The organism is Paenibacillus pabuli NBRC 13638, from assembly GCF_001514495.1.
Lineage (GTDB): Bacteria > Bacillota > Bacilli > Paenibacillales > Paenibacillaceae > Paenibacillus > Paenibacillus pabuli.
Window position 1 is genome coordinate 56,124 of record NZ_BCNM01000028.1, and the last position, 25,539, is coordinate 81,662.

Sequence of the window (25,539 nt, forward strand, 5' to 3'; positions counted from 1 at the left end):
AACGGGACAGGCGACATCTATGCCCGTTCCGCTTTGAGTTCCTTACGCAGCTTCGAAGCTGTCTGATAGACGGCTTTCCAGTCATCTGCTGTTACAGACGCTGGGCTATAACGTGTCTGTTCGAACTTCGCGAGAAGTTCCTGAAACGTCGCTGCTGCAGCCGGTTTTGCCTGGCTCCATCGGGTTACTGATTCACGAAGTGTTTCGTCCCCGCTCCGGGTTAGCCCTCTACGTCTCGCATAACGAATCCAGCGATCGGTCTCCGCCACTACCTTTTGTTCAGGAGTAAGCGGACCTCCTGTCCGCAGACGAAGCAGGAAGAATCGAAGCGAAAAACGATTACGCCAGAACATGTATGCAACCCACAATACGATGATGGCTCCCGCAGCCCAGATCACAAAAGCCGGGATGCCGGATGCAGCCTGCTCAGGTGCAGGAGTCTGCTCTTCTTCTTGTACCGGTTCCTCTTCAGGTTGTTCTTCTGGCTCATCTACAGGCTGTACGTCCGGTTGTTCCGTAAGCAGCGGCATGTCAAAGCCCGGAGTTGCTTCCACCGGAATCCAGCCATACTCGCCAAAATAGACTTCAGCCCAGGAATGTGCATCTGCATTCGTAACCGTGTAGGTTGTCTCGATCTCGGCTCGTGGTTGCCGTGGAGCCTGCATATCCGAATTCAGCGACAGCTGTCCAGGCGCATAGCCTTTTACCCAGCGGGCAGGAATGCCTTCGGAGCGGGCCATCATAACCAGTGCTGTCGAGAAGTAATCACAATACCCTTCACGAATGTCAAATAAAAATCCTTCAACAAAATCACTGCTTACTTTTCGGGATAAATCCGGATTGTTCGTGTAATCAAAATTTTGTTGTAAGTAGTTTTGCAGTAATGCCACTTTTTCATACGGCGTATTTGCGGAAGCCGTAATTTCGGTGGCCAGGTCCGTCACCCGATCAGGGAATCGGGATGGAAGCTGCAGGTACATATCATCTGCCGGATTGCTTGAATACAGATCATCAAAAGATTTTGTCCGGAGTTCGTCCTCCACAATGACTGGCGCTTCGGATACGATCGTATACGTCTTTGGATACTGCGGCTGCTGGCGGTCTGTTACGACATGCAGCTCTGCCTGCTCCGGATTCCATAACATCCGGTCCGAATTAGCCTCTCCATTGACTGAAGTTACTTCAGAAATGGAGTAGGCTCCGAAAAGGATTGGATACACATTGTCATTCAACATCGTTACTTTTTGAGTAACCTGCTTGGTAGTCACGCTGCCGGATTCGTCGTTCTCCAGAGCCTGCCCTGCCTCAACATCCTCTGTCGCACCCCGTCCCCGATCATCCCAACCCGTTCCTGTATACTCGGCACGCGTCTCACCACGCCAGTAGCTGCGTTCATTGGTAGTTACGGACATGACGGGGGTATAGTCAAAGTTAAATCCTCCGCCCAGCTTATTGTCTTCCCTGCTGTATCCCGACTCGGTCGCCGTAGGAATGTCCAATGTCCCGTTCCCCGTCTGACTGGTTGAACTTCCGGTATAGTTACGCCACGCCGTATAGGGGTCAGTCAAGGTTGGAGGTACTTCCGGCATATTCACACTGGCTACGATAATCAAAGAGAATATGATGGCAATGTTGGCCAGTATTTTATAAGGATATCGGATAATTCGCTTCCACCCTTGTGGATATTGCAGTTGAAAATTACGGAAATGCTGACATACCAGCCAGCCCATTCCCGCAAACATAACCCAGGCGATCTCCATCCAGAGTGGAATCTGGGTAAAGGAGTCAAGAATCCCCATTGATACAATGTTAATGCCCAGAAACACCAGTATTCGGCGCGTTGTAGTCACCAGACGAAGGGCAGCTTCAAGCATCACCCATGCACATAGGGAGAACCAGATGTACGGCGTCAGATGCAGGATAAATTGCTCTGTACGCTCCATTAATGTACCGTAAGGAACGTAAACCGTGTAATCAATTAATGTCTTGTGCAGCAGATACACAATGACAACTGCCTTAATTATGGTTCGAATCATCATTTTGAAGGGAAGTATAATTTCCAATACACTGACCGCTGCAAGCGTCCATAACACCAATGAAGTTGTCTCGGTATACCAGGTTTCCTGTGTAAATGAAATCCACTGCATGCCAATCAGGAAAATCCAGAGCAACGAAGCTGCATGATACCAGGATCTTTTTCCTGCTGCCAGCTCTTTGCCTTTAGTACTCATACACTACCTCCCCCCATAACCGTTGGAAGCTCCTGCAAATGGGAAACCGTGAAGGAACGAGTTCCTCTTCCGCGCAGCATGGCGTTCCATTCAGCACTCCGGCGGGATTCACTCGTGTCCGTCAGAATATGGCAGGGGGTCATCCCCCGCGTATCTGCCCATCGCAGCAGTTCCAACACCTTTTCATCCTTCTGGGGAGAAATCACAACAAAATAAGCGCCTTGAGGCAGCTGACGCGTCATTTTCTCCACACCTGGCAGCAGCCGATTATCCTGACCGTTATATTGGATATCCACCAGATGATGCATCATCTTTTGCCGTTCCAGCAGGCTTTCGCTCGGTGCAAAAAATGCTGTGATCTCCGACAGTGTCAGCAGTCCCATACCCATCCGTTCTCTGGAGCCATACTCCAGCAGGGAAGCAGCCGTGGATACCGCCAGTTCAAAGGCCTCACCATGTTCGTAGCTGCCTGCAAGCGCATCAAGCACCAGAATCGTTTTCGGTACAGATTCATGTTCGAACTCCTTGGACTTCCACGTTCCCGTCTTCGCAGTAGCGTTCCAGTGAATGCGGGAAAGACGATCTCCGTACACGTAATCACGCACGCCATTGATCTGGGTCGTTTCCCTTCGCGAGCGGGTTAGGGCCGTCTGCGGACCGGATAGCCGTGATTTGCGGTCATACAGCTGCCAGTATGGAATAAATACCGTTCGCGGCAGCACCCGAAACTCTCCTTTGGCCTTGAATGTCCCCCGATGCTCGATCAGTCCAAAGATGTCTTCGCTGGCACATTCAGTCTCTGAAAAGACATACTTTCCCCGCTCCAGCGGTGGGGTTTGAAATGATAAATCGCCGTACCCTCGCATGTTCGGGATCAGGCTTTCTTTGAAAGACCAGGATTCCCCATTATGCCGATGCAATATCTCGCGCACTACGATATAAGGAAGTGGCAGAAAGCCCGGAATATTAAGACTTAATTGCACTTGTACCTGGTCACCTGCATGCAGCAATTCTTCATGATCCTGACCGGAAGAGAGCTTGCGCATGCCCTGGACACGCTTTACTCCGCTAAACCCGGCAATCGCCAGATAAAGACAAAGCAGGGTCACCATGGACAGCAGCATCAGGGAGGTCTTCCCGCCCTGGAACAAAACATAAGCCAAACAGCACATCCACACCGCCGCGATGCTCCATACGCGGGGGTGGCGCATTCCCCTTCGGACTGTACTCAAAAGCGGCTTCATCAATTATTGCCCCATGGAGACGGGCACACGAACCTGCTGAAGAACGGAGTTCAGTACGGCTTCGGAGCTCATGCTGTCCAGTCTCGATTCGGGACGCAGCACGATCCGATGGGAGATAACGTAAGGCGCCATCGTTTTCACGTCATCCGGAAGCACGTAATCACGTTTCTGCAAAAAGGCAAAAGCCTTCACGGCCATCATGAATGAAATGGCTGCTCGCGGGCTGGCGCCCAGCAATACGGATGGGTGGGAGCGAGTTTTGCGAACCACATCAAGCAGATAATCCATCACCGGATCGCCGATGAATACTTCCTTGATTTCCTGCTGAATGGCTGATATCTGATCCATATGGGTTACGGATTCAAGCCGGTCAACAGGCTGACCCAACTGATGCTGTTTCAGCAGCGTTTTCTCGATATCCTTGTCGGGATAACCCAGACTTATTTTCAACATAAACCGGTCGAGTTGCGCTTCCGGCAATGTATACGTACCTTCAAAATCGATTGGATTCTGGGTTGCACAGAGCATAAATGGATGGGGCAGATCATACGTGTCGCCATCTACGGTTACACTGCGCTCCTCCATGACTTCCAGCAATGCGGACTGCGTTTTCGTCGTTGCCCGGTTAATCTCGTCTGCCAGCAAAATGTTGGTCATGACCGGACCCGGACGGAAGTAAAATCGCTCATCACGCGGGTGAAACACGGATACCCCCGTAATATCACTTGGCAAAATATCAGGATTACATTGAATACGGCGGTACTCCCCCCGCATGGACTTGGATAACGCTTTAATTAATTGCGTCTTGCCTGTTCCAGGTACGTCTTCAATTAGAACGTGTCCGCCTGCAAGCAAAGCTGTGAGCAAAAGTTGAATTTCAAAGGATTTCCCCATTATGCATGATTCTAGATTAGAACGAACAGCTGAAATGATTTGGATCGACTCTTTGCGCACAGGCATGTGGTCTAACCTCCTAAAAAAGCATACAGATTTCCTTTTATTGTACATGATCCACGGTCGCGAGTACACTCGAAGGAACTCACAATTTGTTTCCAGCCGTCAGATTCACCGCAGTTCTCGCATGAATACGACAAAAAGAGGCCCGGATAGAAGTTATCCGAAGCCTCTGCTGACTACTATATAATGGCTGCCCCTGCCGTGCTTGATTATCCTTTGGGTCGAACGACCAATGCCGCGAGAAACGAAAAAATAATCGCTGACGAAATCCCGGCGGCAGTCAGATCAAATATTCCGGTAATGACCCCGATCCAGCCCTCTTTCTCCAGTTCCGTCAATGCTCCGTGCACGAGGGAGTTACCAAAACTGGTAATGGGGATGGAAGCTCCTGCCCCTGCAAACTTGACGAGTGGATCATACAACCCAAATGCATCCGCAACCGCACCACTCACAACAAGTGTACTCATGGTGTGCGCAGGTGTCAGTTTAACCCAATCCATCAGCAGCTGTCCTACGACACATATCAACCCGCCAACAATAAATGCCCATAAAAACTGCATTCCTTTATCCCTCCTTTTCTATGGCTACAGCATGAGCAATACAAGGAATGCTCTCACCCTGCTGGTATGAAAGCGGAGATAACAACGCACCAGTAGCAACAACGAGCACTTTCTTGAGTTCTCCCTTTTGCATCCGATTCAGGATGTGACCGTAAGTCACGCTCGCCGAACAACCGCAGCCGCTTCCTCCAGCCACCACCTGAGGCTGTTTCTCCAGATCATAGATCATCAGACCACAGTCATTGAACACGGTCTGTTCCATCGGTATGCCCTCTTTGTGCAAAAGCTCCTTAACGATTGGCAATCCAACCGAGGCAAGGTCTCCCGTAACGATGAGATCGTAATATCCGGGTTCAAGTCCTGTATCACGAAAATGGGAAACAATGGTGTCCGCCGCCGCTGGAGCCATGGCAGCCCCCATGTTAAACGGGTCCTTGATGCCCAAATCCATGACTCTGCCAATGGTTGCACGGGTCACGACAGGACCATCACCCGTACGGGATACTACACTGCACCCGGAACCAGTTACCGTATACTGGGCATAAGGCGGTTTCTGAGAGCCATATTCGGTAGGGTAGCGGAACTGCTTCTCGACTGTACAGTTATGACTGACCGTACCTGCAAGTACATAGTCTCCGCCACCAGAATCCACAATAAGGGAAGCCAGGGCCAGTGTCTCCATGGAAGTGGAACAGGCACCAAAGACGCCGAGATAAGGAACGCCCAGTTTACGAGCCGAAAATGAACTGCTGATAATCTGGTTCATCAGATCCCCGCCGACAAAGAACTGAAGCTCTTCCTTGGTAATATTCGCATTGACTAATGCCATTTGAGTCGCCTGTTCGAGCAGCTTCCGCTCTGCCTTTTCCCAGGTTTTCTCCCCAATCTCCAGGTTATCGTATACATAGTCGAAATCGGATGCCAAGGGACCTTGTCCTTCATCCGGACCGACTACAGTTGCTCTGCCGATAATGCGTGGGCGATTCTCAAACTGCCAGGATTGACGGCCAATTCGTTTCATAGATGCCCACCTCCGAATCCAAGACAGGCATAGACGATACCCACAATAAACGCGGCTACCACACCAAAAACGATAACTGATCCGGCAAGTTTAAACATGTTGGCCCCCACACCCAGCACCAATCCCTCAGCACGATGCTCCAACGCGGCCGAACACATCGAGTTGGCAAATCCTGTAACCGGTACCGCTGTTCCTGCCCCGGCCCATTGGGCAATTTTATCGTATACACCAAGACAGGTCAGGATAACCGAAATGAGGATCATAACCGCAACGGTTGGACTGGCTGCTTCCTTGGATGTCATATCGAACCCGGCTTTGAACGCCTCCTGGATAGCCTGTCCAATGATGCAAATGAATCCTCCCACAAAGAAAGCCTTAATGCAGTTTGCCAGGATCGGACGGGCAGGTTCATGTTTTTTGGCGACTTTTTTATATTCCTGTTCATTGATGGACAGGGATGAAGATTTTTTTCCATTACCTGACTTCTCTTGAGCTGGCAAGATGAAGAACCTCCCTTGAAATCAAAATGAGTCAACAGCTAATGAACACTTGTACTGTGTGTAACCCTATATTCATTGTTTGTTAATGTTGGGAAGGTTATGTATCCGGCGAATGACAGCATTTGTTTCCAGCAGATGAAGCAGCCGAATTCAGATGAGTAACCCAGCCGGTTCAGAACTCTGATTCATTTATAAATAAAGCAGAACAATGACGAGCAAAATAAAAAGAACGATACATAGGATGGTTTCATTTCCTTCATCGGGCGGATTCATTTGTTGTCCCAACTCCCTCCTGTTGTCAAGCAAGTGATAAGAATGCAGGGTGCAAACATTTCCTCACTATATGCATATTCAATACAACTGCTTTGGGACAATGAATTGTGCGGATTTTTGGGGATAGCGAATGATTACAATGAGGAACCGTTCATGCCTGAGATACGTGACATAACCATGGACAATTACTGGCGCAAGGTTCATACTATAGTGTGACCAGTGGTTAATAAAGCGTTCTTCACTTCCGAAGAACAATCGTCCGGCAGCCGTTCTGCTGAGACCGATCTACATACAAGCAGAGGAGTTGTCGACACATGAATCAAAAAACGATGGACATGTTTCGCACGTTAACGGAATTCCCTTCCGTTTCCGGGTTTGAACGCGAGCTTCGCGGATGGATGAAGGAGCAAATGTCTGCTTATACGGATGAATTTGTCCAGGACCGCTTGGGCAGCCTTTTTGGAGTACTCCGGGGCGAGCAGTCCGGTCCCAAAGTTATGGTGGCGGGTCACTTCGATGAAGTTGGCTTCATGACTACGGGCATTACCGAAACAGGCATGATCAAATTCCGTCCACTTGGTGGATGGTGGAGTCAGGCTGTCCTGTCCCAGCGCCTTCAGATCATCACTCCGGAACGCCGGATTACCGGGGTTGTCGGTTCAACACCTACGCATCTGCTGGATGAATCCCAGCGGAATAAACCGGTTGACCTCAACCATATGTACTTGGATATTGGAGCGGACAATCGTGCAGAAGCTGAATCCTGGGGCATTCATCCAGGGATGCAAATCGTGCCCATCTGTGAGTTCACACCGATGGCCAATCCAAAGAAAATTATGGCGAAGGCCTGGGATAACCGTTACGGGGTAGGACTTGCACTCGAGTTGGTTGAAGCATTACATCAGGAAAAATTGCCAAATACGCTCTACTGTGGTGCAACGGTTCAAGAGGAATTAGGACTCCGCGGTGCGCGCACTGCTGCCAATCTAATTCAGCCGGATATCTTCTTTGCACTGGATTGCAGTGCGGCGAATGATATGACAGGAGACAAGCAGTCTTTCGGACATATCGGCCAGGGCGCTTTGCTGCGAATCTTTGACCCGAGCATGTTCACCCATCGCGGCATCGTAGAATATGTTCAAGATACCGCTTCCTCCAATCAGATTAAAATGCAATATTTCATCTCTCCCGGCGGTACGGATGCCGGAGCGGTTCATATGAGTGGTATTGGTGTACCTTCAACAGTAATTGGGATCTGTGCCCGTTACATTCATACCTCTTCTTCCATCATTCACACGGATGACTATGATGCAGCCAAAGAACTGCTCGTGAAACTGGTGAAGGGTCTGGATCAGACCACGCTAAATACGATTATTGATCATGCGTAAAGGTGGATTTTAAGCAGGAGCAATGAGCTGAACGCACTTTTCAACTCATGGATTCACCTTCATTCTCATTGTCCGAATTGTAGGACTTCATAAATGAAAAGAGCAACTGCAAAACGCCAGTCCATCGTTATGGACTGGCGTTTTTTAATTACAGAAATAACGGTGAGAACGCAAACCAGGCCAAAATGAGAGTAAGCACAATGCAGACATTTTCCACAACAGCCCCATGTTTGGTTCCCGTACTCATCAGATTGGCCCGTATACGCCACTTGAGCGGTGGCAGAGGACGAATCCCGCGATTCGTTAATGAATCCGCCAATAGATGCATAGCGTACGCTGTACCACCAGCTACCCAAATCTCTGTTCCCTGATGGTTCGTGGTACTGTAGAGCAGTCCAGCCCATACGGCGGTTCCATAAAGGGTATGTGTTAATCCCCTGTGGGTTAGTGTCGTACACAGCATTAACAGACTGCCCGCGATCAGATTCCACGGTGCAAATGCATGACCATAGATTACGAGCCCCAATCCAATGGCAAACATCAGTACTTTGCGCAGCGAACGGGACGGCAGAAAAGATACCATCGCAATCAATATCGCGAGCAGCAGATTCCAGGGTTTGGCCTGAACGTAGAAATACACGAAGACAGCTGTAGGCAGCAGGATTGTCTGCAACAGCCTGATCAGGCTGTTCGGCAATGCCTTCGATACAAGCAGCGAATTCGGCTCATCGATGTCCGGCAGCAGCGAACCGATCAGAGCAACCGTAATTGCCGGTGCAGTCACTGGTATGCCGGCGAGTTGAAGAACAGACAGCGAAACGCCTGTGCCGATAATCAGGTGGGATCTTCCCATCATGGTGCAAAAACTTCCTTTCGAAGAAATAGGGAACATAAACAGCCCACTTCCGATATTACAATGAAACGAAAACAAGAACAATAGTTCGCATTTCTCATTTCGTTATTTTTTTCATCATCTCTCCATTCATACTTCAATGCACTGGGGTCAAAAAAAGAAAAAAAGATTCCGTGACCGGTATCACACTTTTTATTTTGTGATACCTCTATCGTATTTAGTGAAATTAATCACATTTTATATGAGCATTGCACGGTATGATTCAAATATAAACCACTAAAAATGATGGTAATGTAAGTGTCCATTCAAGGAGGCATATACACATGAACGGAAATAGAGAAAAATTAGTTATTATTGGTAACGGTATGGCTGGCATCAGTACAGTTGAACAAATTTTAAAATTGAGCTCACGGTTCGACATTAGGGTCTTTGGAACGGAGCCCTATCCCAATTACAACCGAATTATGCTGTCCTATGTGCTGGAAGGCAGTAAAACAATTGATGATATTGTTCTCAATGATCTGCATTGGTATGAGGATTATGGGATTACCCTCCATACGAGTACAACCGTAACACGAATTGATTCCGAGACCCATGAAGTCGTTACTGCGGAAGGCGAACGCTTTGCTTACGACAAAATCATCATCGCAACAGGCTCCAGCTCCTTCATTCTTCCTGTACCCGGTCATGACAAACAAGGTGTTGTTGGGTTCAGGGATATAGCTGATTGCAACCTCATGCTGGAAGCAGCCAAACAATACAAAAAGGCGGCTGTCATTGGGGGCGGGCTTCTCGGCCTTGAGGCTGCCAAAGGATTGGTACAACTCGGCATGGAAGTCACAGTCGTACATCTGATGGAGGATTTGATGGAACGCCAGCTTGATCCGCAGGCGTCTGCAATGTTAAAAGCCGAACTTGAACGTCAGGGCATCCGGTTCAAGATGGGTGCACAAACCGCAGAGCTGCTCGGTGGCGAACGGGTAGAAGGGATTCGTTTTGCAGACGATTCCGTGCTGAACACTGATTTTGTTGTTATGGCTGTAGGCATTAAGCCCAATACGGCTGTAGCTCGTGAAAGCGGCATCGAAGTTAACCGGGGCATTGTGGTGAATGACTATATGCAAACATCAATGGATAAAGTGTATTCCGTCGGGGAATGTACGGAACATCGCGGCGTATGTTACGGCCTCGTTGCCCCACTATTCGAACAGGGCATGATTCTGGCCAAACATATATGCGGCGTGGAAACTGCTCCATATGAAGGTTCTGTTGTATCCACCAAATTGAAAATATCGGGTGTGGATGTCTTCTCAACCGGTGAATTTATCGACACTCCTGAACATACGGTCATTTCGCATAAAGACGACTGGAAACGCACGTACAAAAAAATTCTGCTTCGGGATAACATCATGGTTGGCGCTGTGCTCTTTGGTGACATTACAGATTCTGCAGAATTACAGAAATTGATCAAACAACAGACCGAAATGACAGATGAACTGTATGCTTCATTGATGGGTACAGGCTGTGGCGGACATAAAAAAACGGCCTCCGTTGAAACGATGGCGGAAGACGAAATTGTCTGTGGATGTAACGGGGTAACCAAAGGAACCCTTGTCGATGCCATTACAAATCAGGGATTAACGAGCGTAGACGAAATTAAAGCCTGTACGGGTGCAACCCGCTCCTGTGGCGGTTGTAAACCGGTTGTTGAACAAATTTTGCAATATGTGCTTGGAGACAGCTTCACCACAGGGGCCAAACAGGGAATCTGCGGCTGCACCTCCCTCAGCCGGGATGAGATTGTAGCGGAGATTAGACAAAAAGGATTGCAAACGACCAAAGAGGTTATGCATGTGCTCGGATGGAACCAGCCCGAAGGATGTTCCAAATGCCGCCCGGCTATTAACTATTATCTTGGCATGATTGCACCGGATACCCATGTGGATGAAAAGGAATCCCGTTTTGTCAACGAACGCATGAACGCCAATATTCAGAAAGACGGTACGTATACCGTTGTACCGCGTATGTACGGCGGGGTCACAACTCCGGAAGACTTGAAACGCATTGCTGACATTTCGGTCAAATACGATGTAAAAGCTGTCAAAGTGACAGGGGGGCAGCGTCTGGACCTGATTGGAGTCAAAAAAGAAGATCTGCCCAAGGTCTGGGCTGAGTTGGATATGCCCTCAGGTTATGCATACGCCAAATCGCTGCGCACGGTCAAAACATGCGTCGGCTCACAATTTTGCCGCTTCGGTACGCAGGATTCCATGGCGATGGGCGCTCTGCTGGAGCGCAAGTTCGAACGGCTGGATCTGCCGGCCAAATTCAAATATGCTGTGAACGGTTGCCCGCGCAACTGTGCGGAGTCGTGTACGAAAGATATCGGTATCGTGGGCAACGACGGCGGCTGGGAAATCTTTATTGGCGGTAATGGTGGCATCAAGGCCAGACTGGCGGACTCCCTGTGCAAGGTGAAGACCGATGAAGAATTAGTTGAGCTTTGCGGAGCGATCATGCAGCATTATCGGGAGACAGCCAATTACCTGGAGCGGACTTCCGAATGGGTGGAACGTCTGGGTCTGGAGCAGATTCGTTCGGTTGTTGTTGATGATGTCAAAGAACGCAAAGCGCTTATGGAACGAATCGAATTCGCGCTTGGGCAAGTGGAAGACCCTTGGAAAAAAGCACTGCGTAACGAGGAAGGCCAGAACAAACTATTCCATGGTATAGAAGTGTCAGCTCGACCATAGTCCGCACTCTCGGCCACTATGATATATCTTTATTGATTCTGTAGCTATTTTGAAAATGAAGGAGATGTTCATATGACAACACAGCAATCTGCCATCTACTATCCTGCCGGAGAGATCGAAGAATTCCTGCCGCGGATTGGCAGAGTGGTTGAGATTAAAGACCACGAACTGGCTGTATTTCGCACTTCGGACGGCAGCATCTTTGCCGCAGAAAATCGTAATCCTCACCCCAAAGGTGGGCCGCTGGCGGAAGGTATCGTCTCTGGACATTACCTATACGATCCACTATATGATTGGAAAATCGATCTGAACACAGGTCTTGTGCAGGCCCCCGATCAGGGCCAAGTGCAGATGTATCCCGTGAAAATCGAGAACGGGCAGGTCTGGATCGCTATATAGCTGCTTATACATTTTCACTGGCAACGATAGATGTACCCTAATGGAGGAAGTCGTGATGTATACAACAAATGTTGAAGGCATTATTGAAGCTGCGGTTAAAAAACGGGATCAAATGAACGCAAGCCTGCCGCGTTACATGGTAGCGGCACTGATGGCTGGCGCTTATGTAGGCCTCGGTATCATTCTGATATTTAGCATCGGTGCTCCACTTCTGGCGGCTAAGTCACCGCTACAGATGATGTTGATGGGGATGTCCTTTGGACTCGCCCTCACACTGGTTATCTTTGCGGGATCAGAACTGTTCACAGGTAATAACATGTTTTTCACCATGAGCACGCTGGCGGGCCGGACGACCGTTCGAGATACGCTCAAAAACTGGGGACTTGTCTTCCTCGGCAATCTGATTGGTGCTGTTCTGCTCAGTCTGCTCATTGTAGGCAGCGGTCTCTTCAAGACGGCGACACCGGAGCATCTGCTGTTTGCCGTTTCTGCCAAAAAGATGGCCGCGCCCGTTAGCGAATTGTTCTTCCGTGGCATTCTCTGTAACTGGCTGGTCTGTCTGGCGATCTGGATGGCAGCCCGCTCGAAAGAGGATATTGCCAAGCTCGTCCTCATCTGGTGGTGTCTGTACGCCTTTATCGCGAGCGGCTATGAACACAGTGTCGCCAATATGACCTTGTTATCCTTGTCCTGGCTGTTGCCAAACCACCCGGATTCGATTACTCTGACAGGCTGGATGCATAATATGATTCCGGTCACGCTTGGTAATATTATCGGTGGTGCTCTATTTGTCGGGGTGGCCTACTGGTTTGTTTCACCTGTGAGAAAAAAAGGCTGAATTGCCAATGATGTAATTCACTTTCGTTAAGAACTTTATTGCAGAAGTTCAGGAGTATACAACAGTTTAGTCTCCGAGCCATCTGCATTATATCTGTACACCACCATTCTTCCTTCGACTTATCTATAGAAGGACATGGTGGTTTTTTCTGTCCAGCCAATTTTACCTTTCATGTATACATCGTTAATCCACGGTTAATATAACTGGAGTATAGTCGGTTCATACCACCAAACAAACTAACAAAGGATGATCGCTGTTGGGAATTCACACGTACTTTAGGTCGCTGAATGATCTTGAACGCATTATTCGCACCCCTGGAAAATTCAAGTTTGAGGAGCACTGCGTCTCCGCCCACTCCTGGAAAGTGGTGCAATACGCCAAAAGCCTGGCCGACATTGAGGAAATGAACGGGGTTACCATTGATTGGAAGAAGCTCTACGAAATCACCAGCAGTCATGATTATGGCGAAATATTCATCGGCGATATCAAGACACCCGTCAAACATCATTCACTTGAGCTGCGCTCCATGCTGCAACAGGTGGAAGAAGGCATGGTTGAACATTTTATCAATGAAAATATCCCCGAAGAATTCAAGGACATTTTCCGCAGACAACTGCGTGAAGGCAAAGACAACTCCGTCGAAGGACTTATTCTGGAAGTAGCTGACAAAATGGATCAGGTCTACGAAGCCTTTGCTGAATTACAGCGAGGTAATACGGAGAAGGAATTTATCGTCATGTACCGTTATGCGCTCATCAAAATTAAAAATATTGACCTCCACTGTGTACATTATTTCCTTGAGCACATCCTCCCTGACATGATCGAAGAAGGCATTCGCTCCCCGTTTGATATCCGCAAAATAACCGAAGAGGCATTGTCCCAATAATCAGCCCAAGCCATCTTGGTCCTCATGATCCAGGGACAGGGCTTTTTTTCGTTGTTGTGACTGCTGACGATATTCACTTGGATACAGGCCTGTTTTGTTTTTGAAAATACGACTGAAATAATGAGAATCGCTGTACCCGACCGCTTTGCCTACAATTTTGATATCCATATCCTCGCGAGTCACGAGCATGCGCTTCGCTTCATTGATTCGAAGTCCCGTCATGTATTTGAGCGGGGTTTCACCCGTCACTTTTTTGAAACACTTTCCCAGATAGTCCACACTGAAGTGCATCTGTCCAGCCATATCCTGTAACGTGATTTCATGCATATAGTTCTGTTTCAGATACCGTTTGACAGCCTCTGCAATATCCTCCGGCTTCACCTGTTCGTCCAGCACTGCACGGACATGAGCCAGCGAATCTTCTGCACTGCCGAGCCTTAATTCCATCGCGTCCAGCAGCGTCCGAAGCTGTTCCTTTGTAAGTGGTTTGAGCAGATAATCCTCTACGTTATACCGGATTGCCTGACGAGCATATTCAAATTCGTGGTGACCGCTCAGGATCACAATCTTGACATGGGGATAGGCAAAATACAGATGCTTCGCCAGTTCCAGTCCATTCATGACCGGCATCTGAATATCGGTAACGACCAGATCAGGTACCATGTGCTCCATCAGCTGTAATGCTTCCTCTCCATTCCTCGCTTCACCAACCACCTCGAAACGTGTACTGAGTTCACTGAATTTACGTGATACATTGCGGCGTATCAATGCCTCGTCCTCGACAATAATGGTTCTATATGTCATCGTCATGGATTAAACGGTGCTCCTTTCGAATGGAACCTCCAATGGTAATGCTCACTCCACCAGAAAGCTTGTTTACAATATGAATACGAGCTGCGGGGCCATACCATAACTTCAGTCTGATCCAAATGTTCCGGAGGCCCATCCCACCCATCTCCAGCTCAGGCATGCGCTCCCATTCCTGTGATTTCTCCATGTATTGCTGTATGGCGGTAAGCGCCTCGGGTTCCATACCAGGTCCGTTATCTTCTACTGTTATTTGCCATGTCTTTGCTATCGTATCCAGTTCTCCAATGATGAGCAACCTCCAGGGTGGGGTATCTCCGAGACCATATTTCATGACATTTTCCAATAGTGGCTGAATCAGCAGCATCGGGACCTGAATGTCTTTCATTGCGTCAGGGATATGAAATTCGTAGATCAGATCATCTTCAAACCGGATTTTCATACACTCCAAATATCGTTCGCAATACTCGATTTCTTTGGATAACAGGACACCGTTTTTGTTCGGGGCCGAGATATAACGCAGCATGGAAGCAATATGACCACAGAACGCAACAATCTGTTCATTCATGCCCTCTTCCGCCATAATACTGATGTTCGTAATGTTGTTATACAGAAAGTGAGGATTCATCTGGGACTGCAAGGCCAGCAATCTGGCATCCGTCTCCTGCGATTTGATGGCCAGCATATCCTGGAAAGACTGTACAAGCTGTTGATTCAGTTGGATAAATGTATCATTCAGTTCGTCCATCTCGCGAATGGAACCCGAACGATCCAGCTTGAACAACTGACCCGAGTCCTCACCGGTGGTTAGATCGTGCACACCCGTTTTCTGAATAATACGCTGCAAACGATGGAGCGGCAAAGTAACACGCTTCGAGATCAGGTAGGAGAGGAGCAGAATAAGCATCAATGTACCCAGGGTAGCCCCCATAAACAGAAGAGCCATACGATTCAGATTCGCAAAAAGGGACTGCTTAGACTGCATAACAACAACGGTCCATCCTGTCTCCTGTGAGGTGGTGTATGTCATCATCTGCTTCGAATTCCCATACGGATCAGCTATCTCCTGCATCGTTCCTGATGCATTTTCATCATTTTGAATTCTCTCTACAACGGAGGCACTGTTTGCTGTCAACTCTCGTTCATCAGAAGCAAAAGGATATAATAGCGTATCTTGTTCGTCCATCACATAAATGCGGAGATCATTGTTACCAGCCTGTACTTCATTCACATGCTGGAACAAGGTACCTGCATCCTGCAGAATCTCAACCACGCCCTGACTGACGTAATTCCCGTCTTTGTATACGCGCGTAAGGGCGATATACGGATTCCCGGACTTCCCCTGCCCTGTAGGCATAGGCAGACTTCCCCCATCCAACAGCTGGATGACCCGCCAGCCGCTCCTCTTCCACGTTTCCTCGTACCATGGTCGTTGCGTGAGGTCTACCGCCATTTGACCATTAAAAGCCCCTGCCCCCAGCATTTTTCCATTCACATCATAGATATTTGCCTGTTTTGCTGTGTTGGAGCTGCTAATAATCGCCAGAATGACATCAATCAGTGTCGTTGTATCCTTGTAAAATGCCGGATCACTCCCCAGTGTCTGTTCATTGTCCTCCGCTGGAGACAAATAATGACTGAAATGTTCTTTCACCAGATTGGAATACACAATGTTCATGGAGAAATTGTTCATTTTGACAACCTCTTGATCCAGATTGCCTACAATCGATACCCCCAGTTGCTTCTGCTGCTCTTCACTACGATTACGGATATCGCTTGCGAGAAAAACATACAGGAGGCCTGCCACAATGAGCGAAAAGATAATAAACACCGCAGAGTAATAGGCAAACAGACTTTGCTGAAGCGTTCTAAAGCGGTAACGAACCATCGTACACCTCATCCTCTTGACTTAAGTCTATTGCGTCATTCGAAAATGTCCACTCAACAGAACGCTTTTGTCTATTGAGCACATTCGTCGTTCACAGTAAAGTTATCCACATAAGAATACGCTTACATTAAGTGTTTCGGCAAGAGTCAATTATTCTTTCTATTCTGGGAGGTTCAATCATGAGAAAACGATTTCTATTTTCCTTCGCTAGTGTGCTGCTGCTCTCCACCTTGCTGCTTGCCGGGTGCAGCTCCGGTAAAAGTGCAGACGGGAGTGGCAAGGTAACCCTCACCTTTGGAACAAGCCAGTCGGGCATTCCGCGTACAGGGATCATGCAGACGATGGCCAAGGAGTATGAGCAGGAAACCGGCGTCAAAATTGACTTTCAGGTGGTACCCGACGCCCAGTGGCGTGATTTGATCAAGGTGAAGCTCGCCTCCGGTGAAGCTCCCGATATTTTCAATGTTGACGTGGACCCGCTTAGTATGCCGGCCAACGTAAGGCCGGAAGAAAACGCAATTGATCTGACCCAGGAAGAATTTACGGGTCGCATGTCCGAAGAGATTTTGCCAACAGTCAGTCATAAGGACAAGGTATATGGCGTTTCTTTTGCACCAACGAAAATCTGGTATGTGTACTATAACAAACGTATCTTTGAAGAGCTTGGCATTGAGCCGCCCACTTCATATGCTGAATTCAAGGCGATCAGCCAGAAAATCAAGGACAAGGATATCATCCCTTTCTATCAGGCACCTGCCAGCGGTTGGTATCAGGTTCTGCCTTTGTTCGAAACCGGACCTAACTATGAGCAGTCTGCGCCGGGAACGTACGAGAAGCTGAACAACAATGAGATGAAAGTCGAAGATTTGACGCAGCTCAGAACGGTCATTGAGCAGTTGAAAGAATTTGCGGACCTTGGCTATTTCGGCAAGGATTTCCTATCCAATACGGTTGAAGCCGGAATCGAGGCCTTCGGTCAGGAGAAAGCGGCTATGCTGCTGCGAGTTCCAGGTACAGAAAAGGAAGTTTCCGAGGCTTATCCGGCGATGGCGGACAACATGGGATTCTTCGTGATGCCGTGGGGAGATAATCAGACCATCGGTGTGAACCCCGGTGGTTCAGCAGCCATGTTTGGCAACAAAAACAGCAAACATCCCGAGGAAGTACTGAAATTCTTCCGCTGGATTACGGAGCATGATCATCTGCAGCGTGTCTTTGATGAAGGTGAAGGCAACCTGACGATCTGCTGGCCGGAAATCGAACCGAAGCTGACGCAGGATTATATCGATTATGAGAAGAGTCATGAAAAGGGTACGGTGATGCAGGCAGCCGTGAAGTACATTGATCCGCAATGGATGGATATCGGCAAGGATCTTTCCGGCATGTTCGCCGGAGCAATGACCCCCGAGCAAATATTGCAGAATATTGATAAACGCCGGGCTGAACAAGCCAAAGTGCTGAAGGATGAAGCGTGGCAATAACAGCGTATATGCCAGGTAACATGATCAAATAAGGCTGACCAGCGCTACATGCAGTGGGCATCGCCCGCGCAATGGATGCTGGCAGGAAGGACAGGTGTTACGGATTATGAATGCGAACAAGATTTACCCCTGGTATTTCTCATCCGGAGCGATTGTACTGTATCTGCTGTTCATCGTCGCTCCCGCCCTGCTGGGCATCTATTATTCCTTCACCGACTGGAACAGCTACAGCTCCGAGAAGAACTTTGTCGGCCTGGAACATTTCCGCACGATTCTGGCGGGTGATCCAACCTATATACTTTTTATTAAAAATACAGTCCTTTTCACCCTGATCACCTCCATCGCCAAGACGGTTCTGGGCCTCTTCCTTGCCCTGCTGCTGGTCAGCGGTGTGAAGGCTGCCAATCTGCACCGAATGATCATATTTTCACCCCAAGTCCTTTCGTTCCTGATCGTCGGCCTGGTCTTCAAAAGTCTGCTCGACCCCAACAACGGCTTCGTCAATGTGACGCTGCGTTCGCTCGGTCTGGACGTGCTGACCCAGAACTGGCTGGGCTCACTGACCTGGGCCATGCCATCCATCATGGCGGTGGATACGTGGAAAGGCATGGGGTACATCATGGTGCTGTTCATTGCTGGACTGCTCGCCATTCCCCGTGATTATTATGAAGCGGCATCCATTGATGGTGCCGGCTTCGGGCAGAAGCTGTTTCGGATCACCATTCCGATGCTGATGCCTACGATTACGATCGCCACAGTGCTTAATATCACGTATGGGCTGAGAGTTTTCGATGCCGTATACGTACTGACTAACGGTGGACCCGGCAACGCGACAGATGTGATTAACACAGCGGTATATTCCTCTTTTGCCAAAGGCTATTGGGGGCTCGGCAGTGCATTATCCACAATTCTGTTTGTCATCATGGCGATCATCTCCTTCTTCATCATCCGCTTGATGAACCGAAAGGTGGAATTCTAGATGCGAGTGAAAAAACGGCTGGTTGCCATCGGCTTGAACGTACTTGCCTGGCTGCTTAGCCTGGTGGTACTGATTCCTTTTGTCGTCATTGTCCTGAATTCATTCAAATCCGATGCGGAAGCCAAAGTACTGAAACTGACCCTGCCGGAGAAGTTTATTTTTGAAAATTATAAAATTGTCTATGAGCAGGGACACTTGGGTGGTTCCTTTTTCAACAGTCTGCTGCATTCAACTGCCTCTTCCCTGCTGCTGGTGTTTGTTGTGGCGTTCTCGGCCTTTACATTGTCACGTAATTATTCGAAGTTAAACAAGTTCCTGTACTTCTTTCTCATTCTGGGCATTACCCTGCCACTCAATTACATCCCTTTAATGGAAGTGATGAAATCCCTGAGCATGATTAATTCGCATGTGGGCATGATTCTGCTGTACACAGCGATGGGCATTCCGATCTCGCTATTCATCACGTATGCGTTTGTATCCAATATTCCGAAAGAACTGGATGAGGCAGCCATTATGGACGGATGCAACGGGATCAAACTGTTTCTGAGAATCATCGTGCCTTTATTAACCTCCGTGCTGGTTACGGTATTTGTTCTTAATTTCCTGAGTGTCTGGAATGAGTTTACCGCCCCGCTCTACATGCTCAATACTGTCGAGATGTGGCCGATGACGCTGGCCGTATATAACTTCTTCGGACAGTTCAGTGCTCAGTGGAATCTGGTAAGTGCAGATATCGTGCTGACTTCCCTGCCCGTGTTGATTGTATTCCTGATTGGGCAGAAATATATTGTTGGCGGTTTAACTTCCGGTGCGGTTAAAGGATAAGCTCACTTGAAAGACCATATCCCCAGACGTTTTTAATAAAAAAAGGCTGACTTCACAGCCAAAAAGCCCTCGTATGCAAAGCAGGTGTCTGGTTCTTCATACAGAACCGTTCACCTGCTTCGGACGAGGGCTTTCCCTGTTGAAATCCTTAGCTATCACACATTCATTCTGAATTAATCATGCGCCAACCCGGCAGAATCCGGCGGAGCGATATCAGTGTCTTGCTCCAACGACTTGATCATTTTCAAACGGGATGTGATAAGCGCAATCAAAATAACGAACAGACCCGCAATGATGAACAGCAGGGCAATGCCTCTTCCCGGCCCTGTTCCAATGATCTGACCCACGGAAGATGCCAGCGCTCCACCCTCCATCATCAGCGGATTAAACACTTGGTCGGCCAGAAATCCAGCCAAACTGTAGGCTATCACGAACCCGAGCTGTGACAGAATACCAATGATGCCCCATACCCTGCCCTGCTTCTCGTTGGCGATATTGTTACGTACCAGCACATCTGCGCTCATATTGACAAACGGCAGCGATGACAGGAACAGAAAACCTGCGAAAATAATAAAATAAATGTTGGTGGACACCCCCAGAAGCGAGAAAGACAGGCCGCACAAAATCAGACCCATGACCAGCACACTTGCGTATTTCTTCGTCATCGTAAATATGCCGATGCACAAGCTGCTGATCAGCATGCCGATCGCGCTAACGGACTGAAACGTCCCTAACGTTTTGGCATCTGTAAAGGACAGCAGCATCGGGCCAATAAGGGTCTCCAGAAATCCCAGATAGAAGGTGACCAGTGAAATAATCACGACCAGCAGCAGTACGCCCTTGTTGGTTACAACTTCTCTCCAGCCCTCCTGAATATCCGTCATCCAGTTTTTGTCTTCTTGATCCTCTCGCTCTACCTTCATGCTCTTCCGAATAACCAGCACAGCCAGAATGGCGACCAGGAAGGTCAGAATATTAATGACCAGAATGACTTCAATGGTTGTGATACCTAGCAGAATACCCGCAATGATGGGTGAAAACAGAAATTTGGAGGATTCAGCCAGTTGCACAAGACCGCTTCCTTTGGAGAATTGATCTTTATCCAGCAAGTCCGTGGCAGAAGCCTTGTATGCCGGGCTTTGAAGCGCGGAAAACACGGAACTAAAAGCCACTCCCACATAGATATGCCATAACTGGATATCACCCGTGAGCATAATCGACAGAATGAAAATCAAACCGGCTGCCGACCCGAGGTCGCCGATGATCATCATGGTTCGACGGTCGAACCGATCAGCCAGCACACCTCCAATTGGGCGAAGCAGGATGTTCGGCAGAAACGTGAACAAGGTAATCATCGCAACACTTGTTGCCGTATTTGTTTTTTCAAAGGCATACACCCCCAGAGAGAAGGCCGTAAGTCCAATCCCAATCATGGAAATCAGCTGACCGAACCATACAACCAGAAATTTCCGAAATGATTTTTGAACGGTATGTTCCATGGAGAGTACTCCTTTCTTCGCTAAGCTTGATGTGGAAAATAAAGACGGGTGACGTAGGCAAAGCTTCCTTTTTCTGCTCCCAGAACACGTTCCATAATATGCGTGAATGCTTCCACCTTTTTTTGGAGTTCTTCCTCCTCCCATTGAAAGATGCCTCGATCCAGCAAAAACTGGGACGATACGAGCAGAAATTCGATGGATTCCTTGGGGTTAGGCGTATGAAACACCCCTTCCTGAATGCCCTGCTCCACCACTTCAGCCAAGATGGGACTTAATCGAATCACCGTCTCCACAAGACTCTTTTGGTGCATCTCCACATTATGGACACTGTGTAATTGCTCGATGAGATCATGCTTTCTGTCGTCAGGCTGACTCTGTGCCATCATGATTCTGAAAATTTTGTCATGGGCATTCAGTTTGGGATCGGATACCACGCGCTTGGCTGATGCCTCCCCGCTTAGAATAAAACGCATGACGATGGCGTTCATAACCTCTTCTTTGGACTGAAAATAATAATAAAATGTGCCCTTGGCAATGCTGCACGCCTGGAGAATATCCATCACTGTCGCTTTGGTATATCCTTTGGTCACGAATAGAATCTCGGCTGCATCCAAAATCTCGTTTCTGCGTTCTTCCGGGTTTTTCATCAATCTCATATCCTGGCCTCCGATACGCCGACCGACTGTCGGTCTATTGTAGTCATGAAGTTTTTTTTTAGAACCCCATTTCAGTCAACCATTGCGCCAGATGGCTTTCCCTTGCTTTCAGATCCTGACGTTCTCTTGCATATTTTCCGATATTTTTGTCTGCAACCAGTTTGCCGTCCATCATAAACAGTACACGTTCCGATCTGGCAGCGACTTTCACATCATGGGTCACCAGCAGAATGGTTGTACCCGTTGCATTAATATCGCCCAGAATATCCATGATCTCATACGTTGATTTGGAATTCAGCGCCCCCGTCGGTTCATCTCCAAATAGAATATCTGGATTATTAATAAGCGCACGGCAGATGGCAATCCGCTGCAGCTGTCCTCCAGAGGCTTGGGTGATGTTATGCTGGGCCAGCTCGTCAATCCCCATTTTTTTCATCAGTGACATTGCCCGTGTATTGATCGTTTCTCTGCTGCTGTTCTTGGCGAGATACGCGGACAGTACGATATTGTCCAACAGATTCAGATTTTTGAGCAGATGAATATTTTGAAAAATGAACCCCATCTTGGTCAGACGCAGACTTGCCAGGTCTCTCTCCTGAAATGCAGATATTTTTTTGCCATTAAAATAGACGCTGCCCGCACTAATCTGATCCATGCCGCTGATGTTGTACAGTAAAGTGGACTTGCCTGAGCCGGACGGGCCCATGACGGAAACAAACTCTCCCTTTTTTAATTGAAGGTTGATATCTTTCAGGATGCTATGTTCTTCATTCTCGCCGATCGCTACGGATTTATTCACTTCTTTGGCTTCAAGTATCGTTGTCATTGTTAATCCTCCCTATTCCACAATCATTTTGGATATGCTCGTTTCCTTGATTGATTGTATGCTGATCCATGCCGTCAGTACGATCGTGCCTGCAAGCAGCAATGGACACAAAATATATGCCTGCAGCGGGTTAACAACAAAAACAATATTCGAAGCACCAAACGTCGACATGATGCCACTGACCAGCAACGGACCCAACGTATTGGATAATATCGTTCCAGCAACAACCCCAACAATTAATATGACAAGTGACATCACGACATACTTTAACTTGATCTTGGACAAGGCAAAGCCGAGACTTCTTAACACAGCAATGTCATTGTTATCCTTGGCTACTAACATCTGAAGGAACAGGGATGTAATTAAAATGGAGATGAAGACACCGACGACCAAGGCCAGCATCGTAACCAATTTCAATTGCTGAATCGTTCCTCCAAGCGTCTGATCCAGATAACCTTGAAGATCCGTTACTTTGGCTGGAGAGAAAGACGTCTCATACTCAGCAATTTTGGCAGCCATTTCCCCGCGATCTTTCAAATCGAGACTGACCACGTACCACAAAACGCTATCCTTGTTGTAGGGCAACAACGCCTTCGCCGTTTTCCCACCATTCGTAACGTCCTGATATATGCCGCTGACTGTCATTACCTGGTCCTTGCCATTAACCAGTAAGGTAAGCTGCTCACCTGTCTTCAGGCCCAACTCGCTGCTATTTGCATCGGATAGCGCAATTTCATTCCCGGTTGTTGGTGCATTGCCGCTAACATAGGACAATGGGAAAATACTGAAATCCCCGGTTTCCACACTCAGGTTGTCGTAACTTCCTTCCGCATTCCGAACCTTGAACTGGCTTGTTACCAATGGGGAATACGTTTTGATGTCATTATCCTTTTGAATCTGGGCAACCAGATTGGCATAACGCTGCTCTACATCGTCTGTATGCCTCAAGTCAATGCGAATATCGCTTTGTCCAACACCCATATAGGAAATAAAGCTCGGCGCCTGCAAAGTGTTCAGGAAGTTGACCGGCACAATCATGATAAATGAACTGACTACAAAGACGAATAATAACAAGCGGAACATCTTTATTCGCTGAATGACTTCCTTCAGACCAAGAAAGACAGGTACGGAAGACCAGCGATTGCGGGACAAACTAAGCCGATTTCGAATGAGCTTTGTGTCTCCCAGGCTTCCGGTACGGAGAGCATCCACCGCGGAGATGGAACGAAAACGCCGCAGCACCGTCCGGCAGAACAGAACCACCATTGCGAAGATCAATCCGGCTGCCACTAAAGGAATGGCAAAATGCAGCAAGGTTGCAGGTGCTTTTCCCATGTACAACATGATATTTGAAACGAACAGTCTGTTCACGCCAAGGGATGCAATGTAACCCAGCACGGAAGCTAATCCGGCCATAAAAACATACTTCATCAGATACAGTCTCTTGATATCCTTCTCTGCGATCCCAATCGCTTTCATGACACTAATCTCACGATAGTCCTCTTCGATGGTTGCAAGCATTGTGAATCGGATGCAGAGCATCGCGATCAGAATCAGCACAAGACTGACCAGAATAATGACGGCTGCAATAACTCCGTCGGTCATGGCATTCAATACCTGGAACAGCCCGTAGGTTACGACTGGCCCGGCGTTGGGAAGCCCGGCATTTTGGTAAGCCTGGGTGAAATCTCCCGTCCGCCCGGGATCAGTCATTCGGAACTCAATGAGATACTCCATCTCCCCGATGCTCTGCTTCAGTTCCTGCAAATTTCCTGAACTTACAATAAAACGTTTGGAGTGCACAACCGACGGATTCATCTGAGCATCACGGACAAAATCAACAATCGTATAGGAACGATCAAACTGTCCATTACCTACCCGGACCTGATCACCCACGTTCAATTTGTTCTGCTGCATGTAATATACCGGTACTGCGATCTCGCCATCATTAACCTGTATAATCTCACTGTTCAGATTCAACAAGTAGTCAAAACCCTGATTCTGTGTAACAAAATCAATATCCATGACACTGTTCTTTTCGGACTCTGCTCCGAGAAACAGGTTAGAACCGTCAATGTTGACCATCTCCACAATCTGATGCTGATCAACCATGGCATTTCCCTCGGCCCATGTGTTCACTTTGGCCTGGTCGAGTTCTCCGGCATGCATTTGTACAAAGTGCGGTGTTTTGGATTCAGAGAACAGATATTGGATGGAACTCGTCAGTTCCATAATCATTCGTGACCCCGAAGATACCAGCAAGGCGGCCAGCAGTACAAAAATAAACAACGCAGCCGTAATCCCTTTCTTTCTCGTTATATCGTTTCTCAGCATTCGTAGCAGCATAAACGAACATGGCTCCTCTCATCTACAAGTCGTTCCTATTCATCTGGAGTCAAATCATTCTGGACAAATATTATTTCAAATTACATGTTTATAACCAAATGTTATGAGAAGTTGATTTGTTCGAAAATTTTAAAGAATAGGTATCCCCCCCCTGCTTTTCGTTTTGGAATGATTTTCTCAATATGTACATAGGTGTAGATAATCAGATTATATATGGACTAAAATATTTGTCAATTAACATATTTTTTTCTATTTTTTTCTGATTGCTATCATCATCTATAATTACGAAATATTCCTGATGTTAAATATCATTTTATATAAGACAGTTT

At 47.9% G+C, this 25,539-nt stretch carries 21 protein-coding genes; 8 read left to right on the forward strand and 13 right to left on the reverse strand.

The genetic code is table 11. The features are described 5' to 3' along the window. Nucleotides 1-17: 17 nt before the first annotated feature. From PPA03S_RS28350 to spoVAC, 6 genes are all read right to left on the reverse strand, one after another. Nucleotides 18-2,231, reverse strand: a complete 2,214-nt coding sequence (locus tag PPA03S_RS28350; RefSeq protein WP_062328780.1) for a DUF4129 domain-containing transglutaminase family protein — start codon at nt 2,229-2,231, stop codon at nt 18-20. After that, on the reverse strand, nt 2,228-3,442 hold the full coding sequence (locus PPA03S_RS28355) for a DUF58 domain-containing protein (protein ID WP_245683758.1): 1,215 nt from the start codon (nt 3,440-3,442) through the stop codon (nt 2,228-2,230). The genes PPA03S_RS28350 and PPA03S_RS28355 overlap by 4 nt, the downstream gene beginning before the upstream one ends. A 36-nt stretch (nt 3,443-3,478) precedes the next feature. After that, nucleotides 3,479-4,435: an AAA family ATPase gene (locus tag PPA03S_RS28360; protein ID WP_062328784.1), complete on the reverse strand. Its 957-nt coding sequence runs from the start codon at nt 4,433-4,435 to the stop codon at nt 3,479-3,481. Between the two features lie 206 nt (nt 4,436-4,641). Further along, a complete protein-coding gene (spoVAE, locus tag PPA03S_RS28365) occupies nt 4,642-4,992 on the reverse strand; it encodes a stage V sporulation protein AE (protein WP_062328787.1) in 351 nt (116 codons plus the stop codon). Between the two features lie 4 nt (nt 4,993-4,996). Further along, nucleotides 4,997-6,013 (reverse strand): stage V sporulation protein AD, encoded by a 1,017-nt coding sequence (spoVAD, locus tag PPA03S_RS28370; RefSeq protein WP_062328791.1) that lies wholly within the window; start codon nt 6,011-6,013, stop codon nt 4,997-4,999. Then, on the reverse strand, nt 6,010-6,513 hold the full coding sequence (spoVAC, locus tag PPA03S_RS28375; protein WP_062328792.1) for a stage V sporulation protein AC: 504 nt from the start codon (nt 6,511-6,513) through the stop codon (nt 6,010-6,012). Before spoVAC ends, spoVAD begins: the two co-directional genes overlap by 4 nt. Before the next feature lie 587 nt (nt 6,514-7,100). On the opposite strand from spoVAC, the gene PPA03S_RS28385 reads away from it, so the two are divergent. Further along, nucleotides 7,101-8,174, forward strand: coding sequence for a M42 family metallopeptidase (locus PPA03S_RS28385; protein ID WP_062328798.1), 1,074 nt, complete (start codon nt 7,101-7,103; stop codon nt 8,172-8,174). Between the two features lie 148 nt (nt 8,175-8,322). On the opposite strand, the gene PPA03S_RS28390 is transcribed toward PPA03S_RS28385, so the two are convergent. Next, nucleotides 8,323-9,030 (reverse strand): metal-dependent hydrolase, encoded by a 708-nt coding sequence (locus PPA03S_RS28390; RefSeq protein ID WP_062328802.1) that lies wholly within the window; start codon nt 9,028-9,030, stop codon nt 8,323-8,325. A gap of 320 nt (nt 9,031-9,350) precedes the next feature. On the opposite strand from PPA03S_RS28390, the gene nirB reads away from it, so the two are divergent. The 4 genes from nirB to PPA03S_RS28410 all read left to right on the forward strand — a co-directional run bounded on the left by nirB (nt 9,351) and on the right by PPA03S_RS28410 (nt 13,903). Next, nucleotides 9,351-11,780: a nitrite reductase large subunit NirB gene (gene nirB / locus PPA03S_RS28395; protein WP_062328805.1), complete on the forward strand. Its 2,430-nt coding sequence runs from the start codon at nt 9,351-9,353 to the stop codon at nt 11,778-11,780. A gap of 72 nt (nt 11,781-11,852) precedes the next feature. Continuing rightward, entirely contained in the window at nt 11,853-12,179 is a 327-nt protein-coding gene (nirD, locus tag PPA03S_RS28400; RefSeq protein ID WP_062328809.1) for a nitrite reductase small subunit NirD, read from the forward strand. A 55-nt stretch (nt 12,180-12,234) separates the two neighbouring features. After that, on the forward strand, nt 12,235-13,017 hold the full coding sequence (locus PPA03S_RS28405; RefSeq protein ID WP_062328812.1) for a formate/nitrite transporter family protein: 783 nt from the start codon (nt 12,235-12,237) through the stop codon (nt 13,015-13,017). A gap of 256 nt (nt 13,018-13,273) precedes the next feature. Next, nucleotides 13,274-13,903 carry a YfbR-like 5'-deoxynucleotidase gene (locus tag PPA03S_RS28410; RefSeq protein ID WP_062328814.1) on the forward strand — a complete coding sequence of 210 codons (630 nt, stop codon included), beginning with the start codon at nt 13,274-13,276 and terminating at the stop codon, nt 13,901-13,903. On the opposite strand, the gene PPA03S_RS28415 is transcribed toward PPA03S_RS28410, so the two are convergent. Both PPA03S_RS28415 and PPA03S_RS28420 read right to left on the reverse strand, forming a co-directional pair. After that, nucleotides 13,904-14,713 (reverse strand): response regulator transcription factor, encoded by an 810-nt coding sequence (locus PPA03S_RS28415; protein WP_062328817.1) that lies wholly within the window; start codon nt 14,711-14,713, stop codon nt 13,904-13,906. Next, nucleotides 14,697-16,598: a cache domain-containing sensor histidine kinase gene (locus PPA03S_RS28420; RefSeq protein ID WP_062328820.1), complete on the reverse strand. Its 1,902-nt coding sequence runs from the start codon at nt 16,596-16,598 to the stop codon at nt 14,697-14,699. The genes PPA03S_RS28415 and PPA03S_RS28420 overlap by 17 nt, the downstream gene beginning before the upstream one ends. 179 nt (nt 16,599-16,777) lie before the next feature. Between PPA03S_RS28420 and PPA03S_RS28425 the strand changes: the two genes are divergently transcribed. The 3 genes from PPA03S_RS28425 to PPA03S_RS28435 all read left to right on the forward strand — a co-directional run bounded on the left by PPA03S_RS28425 (nt 16,778) and on the right by PPA03S_RS28435 (nt 19,883). Next, a complete protein-coding gene (locus tag PPA03S_RS28425) occupies nt 16,778-18,079 on the forward strand; it encodes an ABC transporter substrate-binding protein (RefSeq protein ID WP_062328823.1) in 1,302 nt (433 codons plus the stop codon). A 106-nt stretch (nt 18,080-18,185) separates the two neighbouring features. Then, nucleotides 18,186-19,058, forward strand: a complete 873-nt coding sequence (locus PPA03S_RS28430; protein WP_062328828.1) for a carbohydrate ABC transporter permease — start codon at nt 18,186-18,188, stop codon at nt 19,056-19,058. Then, entirely contained in the window at nt 19,059-19,883 is an 825-nt protein-coding gene (locus tag PPA03S_RS28435; RefSeq protein ID WP_062328832.1) for a carbohydrate ABC transporter permease, read from the forward strand. Between the two features lie 173 nt (nt 19,884-20,056). On the opposite strand, the gene PPA03S_RS28440 is transcribed toward PPA03S_RS28435, so the two are convergent. From PPA03S_RS28440 to PPA03S_RS28455, 4 genes are read right to left on the reverse strand one after another with little or no spacing between them, the layout of a single operon-like run. Beyond that, complete coding sequence (locus tag PPA03S_RS28440) at nt 20,057-21,382, reverse strand: MFS transporter (RefSeq protein ID WP_062328834.1); 1,326 nt, start codon at nt 21,380-21,382, stop codon at nt 20,057-20,059. 20 nt (nt 21,383-21,402) lie between these two features. Beyond that, nucleotides 21,403-22,038 (reverse strand): TetR/AcrR family transcriptional regulator, encoded by a 636-nt coding sequence (locus PPA03S_RS28445; protein ID WP_062328836.1) that lies wholly within the window; start codon nt 22,036-22,038, stop codon nt 21,403-21,405. A gap of 58 nt (nt 22,039-22,096) precedes the next feature. Next, the gene (locus tag PPA03S_RS28450) at nt 22,097-22,864 is read right to left on the reverse strand and encodes an ABC transporter ATP-binding protein (protein WP_062328838.1); all 768 of its coding nucleotides are present in this window, start codon (nt 22,862-22,864) and stop codon (nt 22,097-22,099) included. A 12-nt stretch (nt 22,865-22,876) separates the two neighbouring features. After that, nucleotides 22,877-25,210 (reverse strand): ABC transporter permease, encoded by a 2,334-nt coding sequence (locus PPA03S_RS28455; RefSeq protein ID WP_062328841.1) that lies wholly within the window; start codon nt 25,208-25,210, stop codon nt 22,877-22,879. Between the last annotated feature and the right edge of the window lie 329 nt (nt 25,211-25,539).

What these genes read in the sequence shown, in the direction of transcription:
- PPA03S_RS28350 (WP_062328780.1), bottom strand. Translation starts at nt 2,231, where the DNA reads ATGAGTACTAAAGGCAAAGAGCTGGCAGCAGGAAAAAGATCCTGGTAT.
- PPA03S_RS28355 (WP_245683758.1), bottom strand. Translation starts at nt 3,442, where the DNA reads ATGCGCCACCCCCGCGTATGGAGCATCGCGGCGGTGTGGATGTGCTGT.
- PPA03S_RS28360 (WP_062328784.1), bottom strand. Translation starts at nt 4,435, where the DNA reads ATGCCTGTGCGCAAAGAGTCGATCCAAATCATTTCAGCTGTTCGTTCT.
- spoVAE (WP_062328787.1), bottom strand. Translation starts at nt 4,992, where the DNA reads ATGCAGTTTTTATGGGCATTTATTGTTGGCGGGTTGATATGTGTCGTA.
- spoVAD (WP_062328791.1), bottom strand. Translation starts at nt 6,013, where the DNA reads ATGAAACGAATTGGCCGTCAATCCTGGCAGTTTGAGAATCGCCCACGC.
- PPA03S_RS28385 (WP_062328798.1), top strand. Translation starts at nt 7,101, where the DNA reads ATGAATCAAAAAACGATGGACATGTTTCGCACGTTAACGGAATTCCCT.
- PPA03S_RS28390 (WP_062328802.1), bottom strand. Translation starts at nt 9,030, where the DNA reads ATGATGGGAAGATCCCACCTGATTATCGGCACAGGCGTTTCGCTGTCT.
- nirB (WP_062328805.1), top strand. Translation starts at nt 9,351, where the DNA reads ATGAACGGAAATAGAGAAAAATTAGTTATTATTGGTAACGGTATGGCT.
- nirD (WP_062328809.1), top strand. Translation starts at nt 11,853, where the DNA reads ATGACAACACAGCAATCTGCCATCTACTATCCTGCCGGAGAGATCGAA.
- PPA03S_RS28405 (WP_062328812.1), top strand. Translation starts at nt 12,235, where the DNA reads ATGTATACAACAAATGTTGAAGGCATTATTGAAGCTGCGGTTAAAAAA.
- PPA03S_RS28415 (WP_062328817.1), bottom strand. Translation starts at nt 14,713, where the DNA reads ATGACGATGACATATAGAACCATTATTGTCGAGGACGAGGCATTGATA.
- PPA03S_RS28420 (WP_062328820.1), bottom strand. Translation starts at nt 16,598, where the DNA reads ATGGTTCGTTACCGCTTTAGAACGCTTCAGCAAAGTCTGTTTGCCTAT.
- PPA03S_RS28425 (WP_062328823.1), top strand. Translation starts at nt 16,778, where the DNA reads ATGAGAAAACGATTTCTATTTTCCTTCGCTAGTGTGCTGCTGCTCTCC.
- PPA03S_RS28430 (WP_062328828.1), top strand. Translation starts at nt 18,186, where the DNA reads ATGAATGCGAACAAGATTTACCCCTGGTATTTCTCATCCGGAGCGATT.
- PPA03S_RS28435 (WP_062328832.1), top strand. Translation starts at nt 19,059, where the DNA reads ATGCGAGTGAAAAAACGGCTGGTTGCCATCGGCTTGAACGTACTTGCC.
- PPA03S_RS28440 (WP_062328834.1), bottom strand. Translation starts at nt 21,382, where the DNA reads ATGGAACATACCGTTCAAAAATCATTTCGGAAATTTCTGGTTGTATGG.
- PPA03S_RS28445 (WP_062328836.1), bottom strand. Translation starts at nt 22,038, where the DNA reads ATGAGATTGATGAAAAACCCGGAAGAACGCAGAAACGAGATTTTGGAT.
- PPA03S_RS28450 (WP_062328838.1), bottom strand. Translation starts at nt 22,864, where the DNA reads ATGACAACGATACTTGAAGCCAAAGAAGTGAATAAATCCGTAGCGATC.
- PPA03S_RS28455 (WP_062328841.1), bottom strand. Translation starts at nt 25,210, where the DNA reads ATGCTGCTACGAATGCTGAGAAACGATATAACGAGAAAGAAAGGGATT.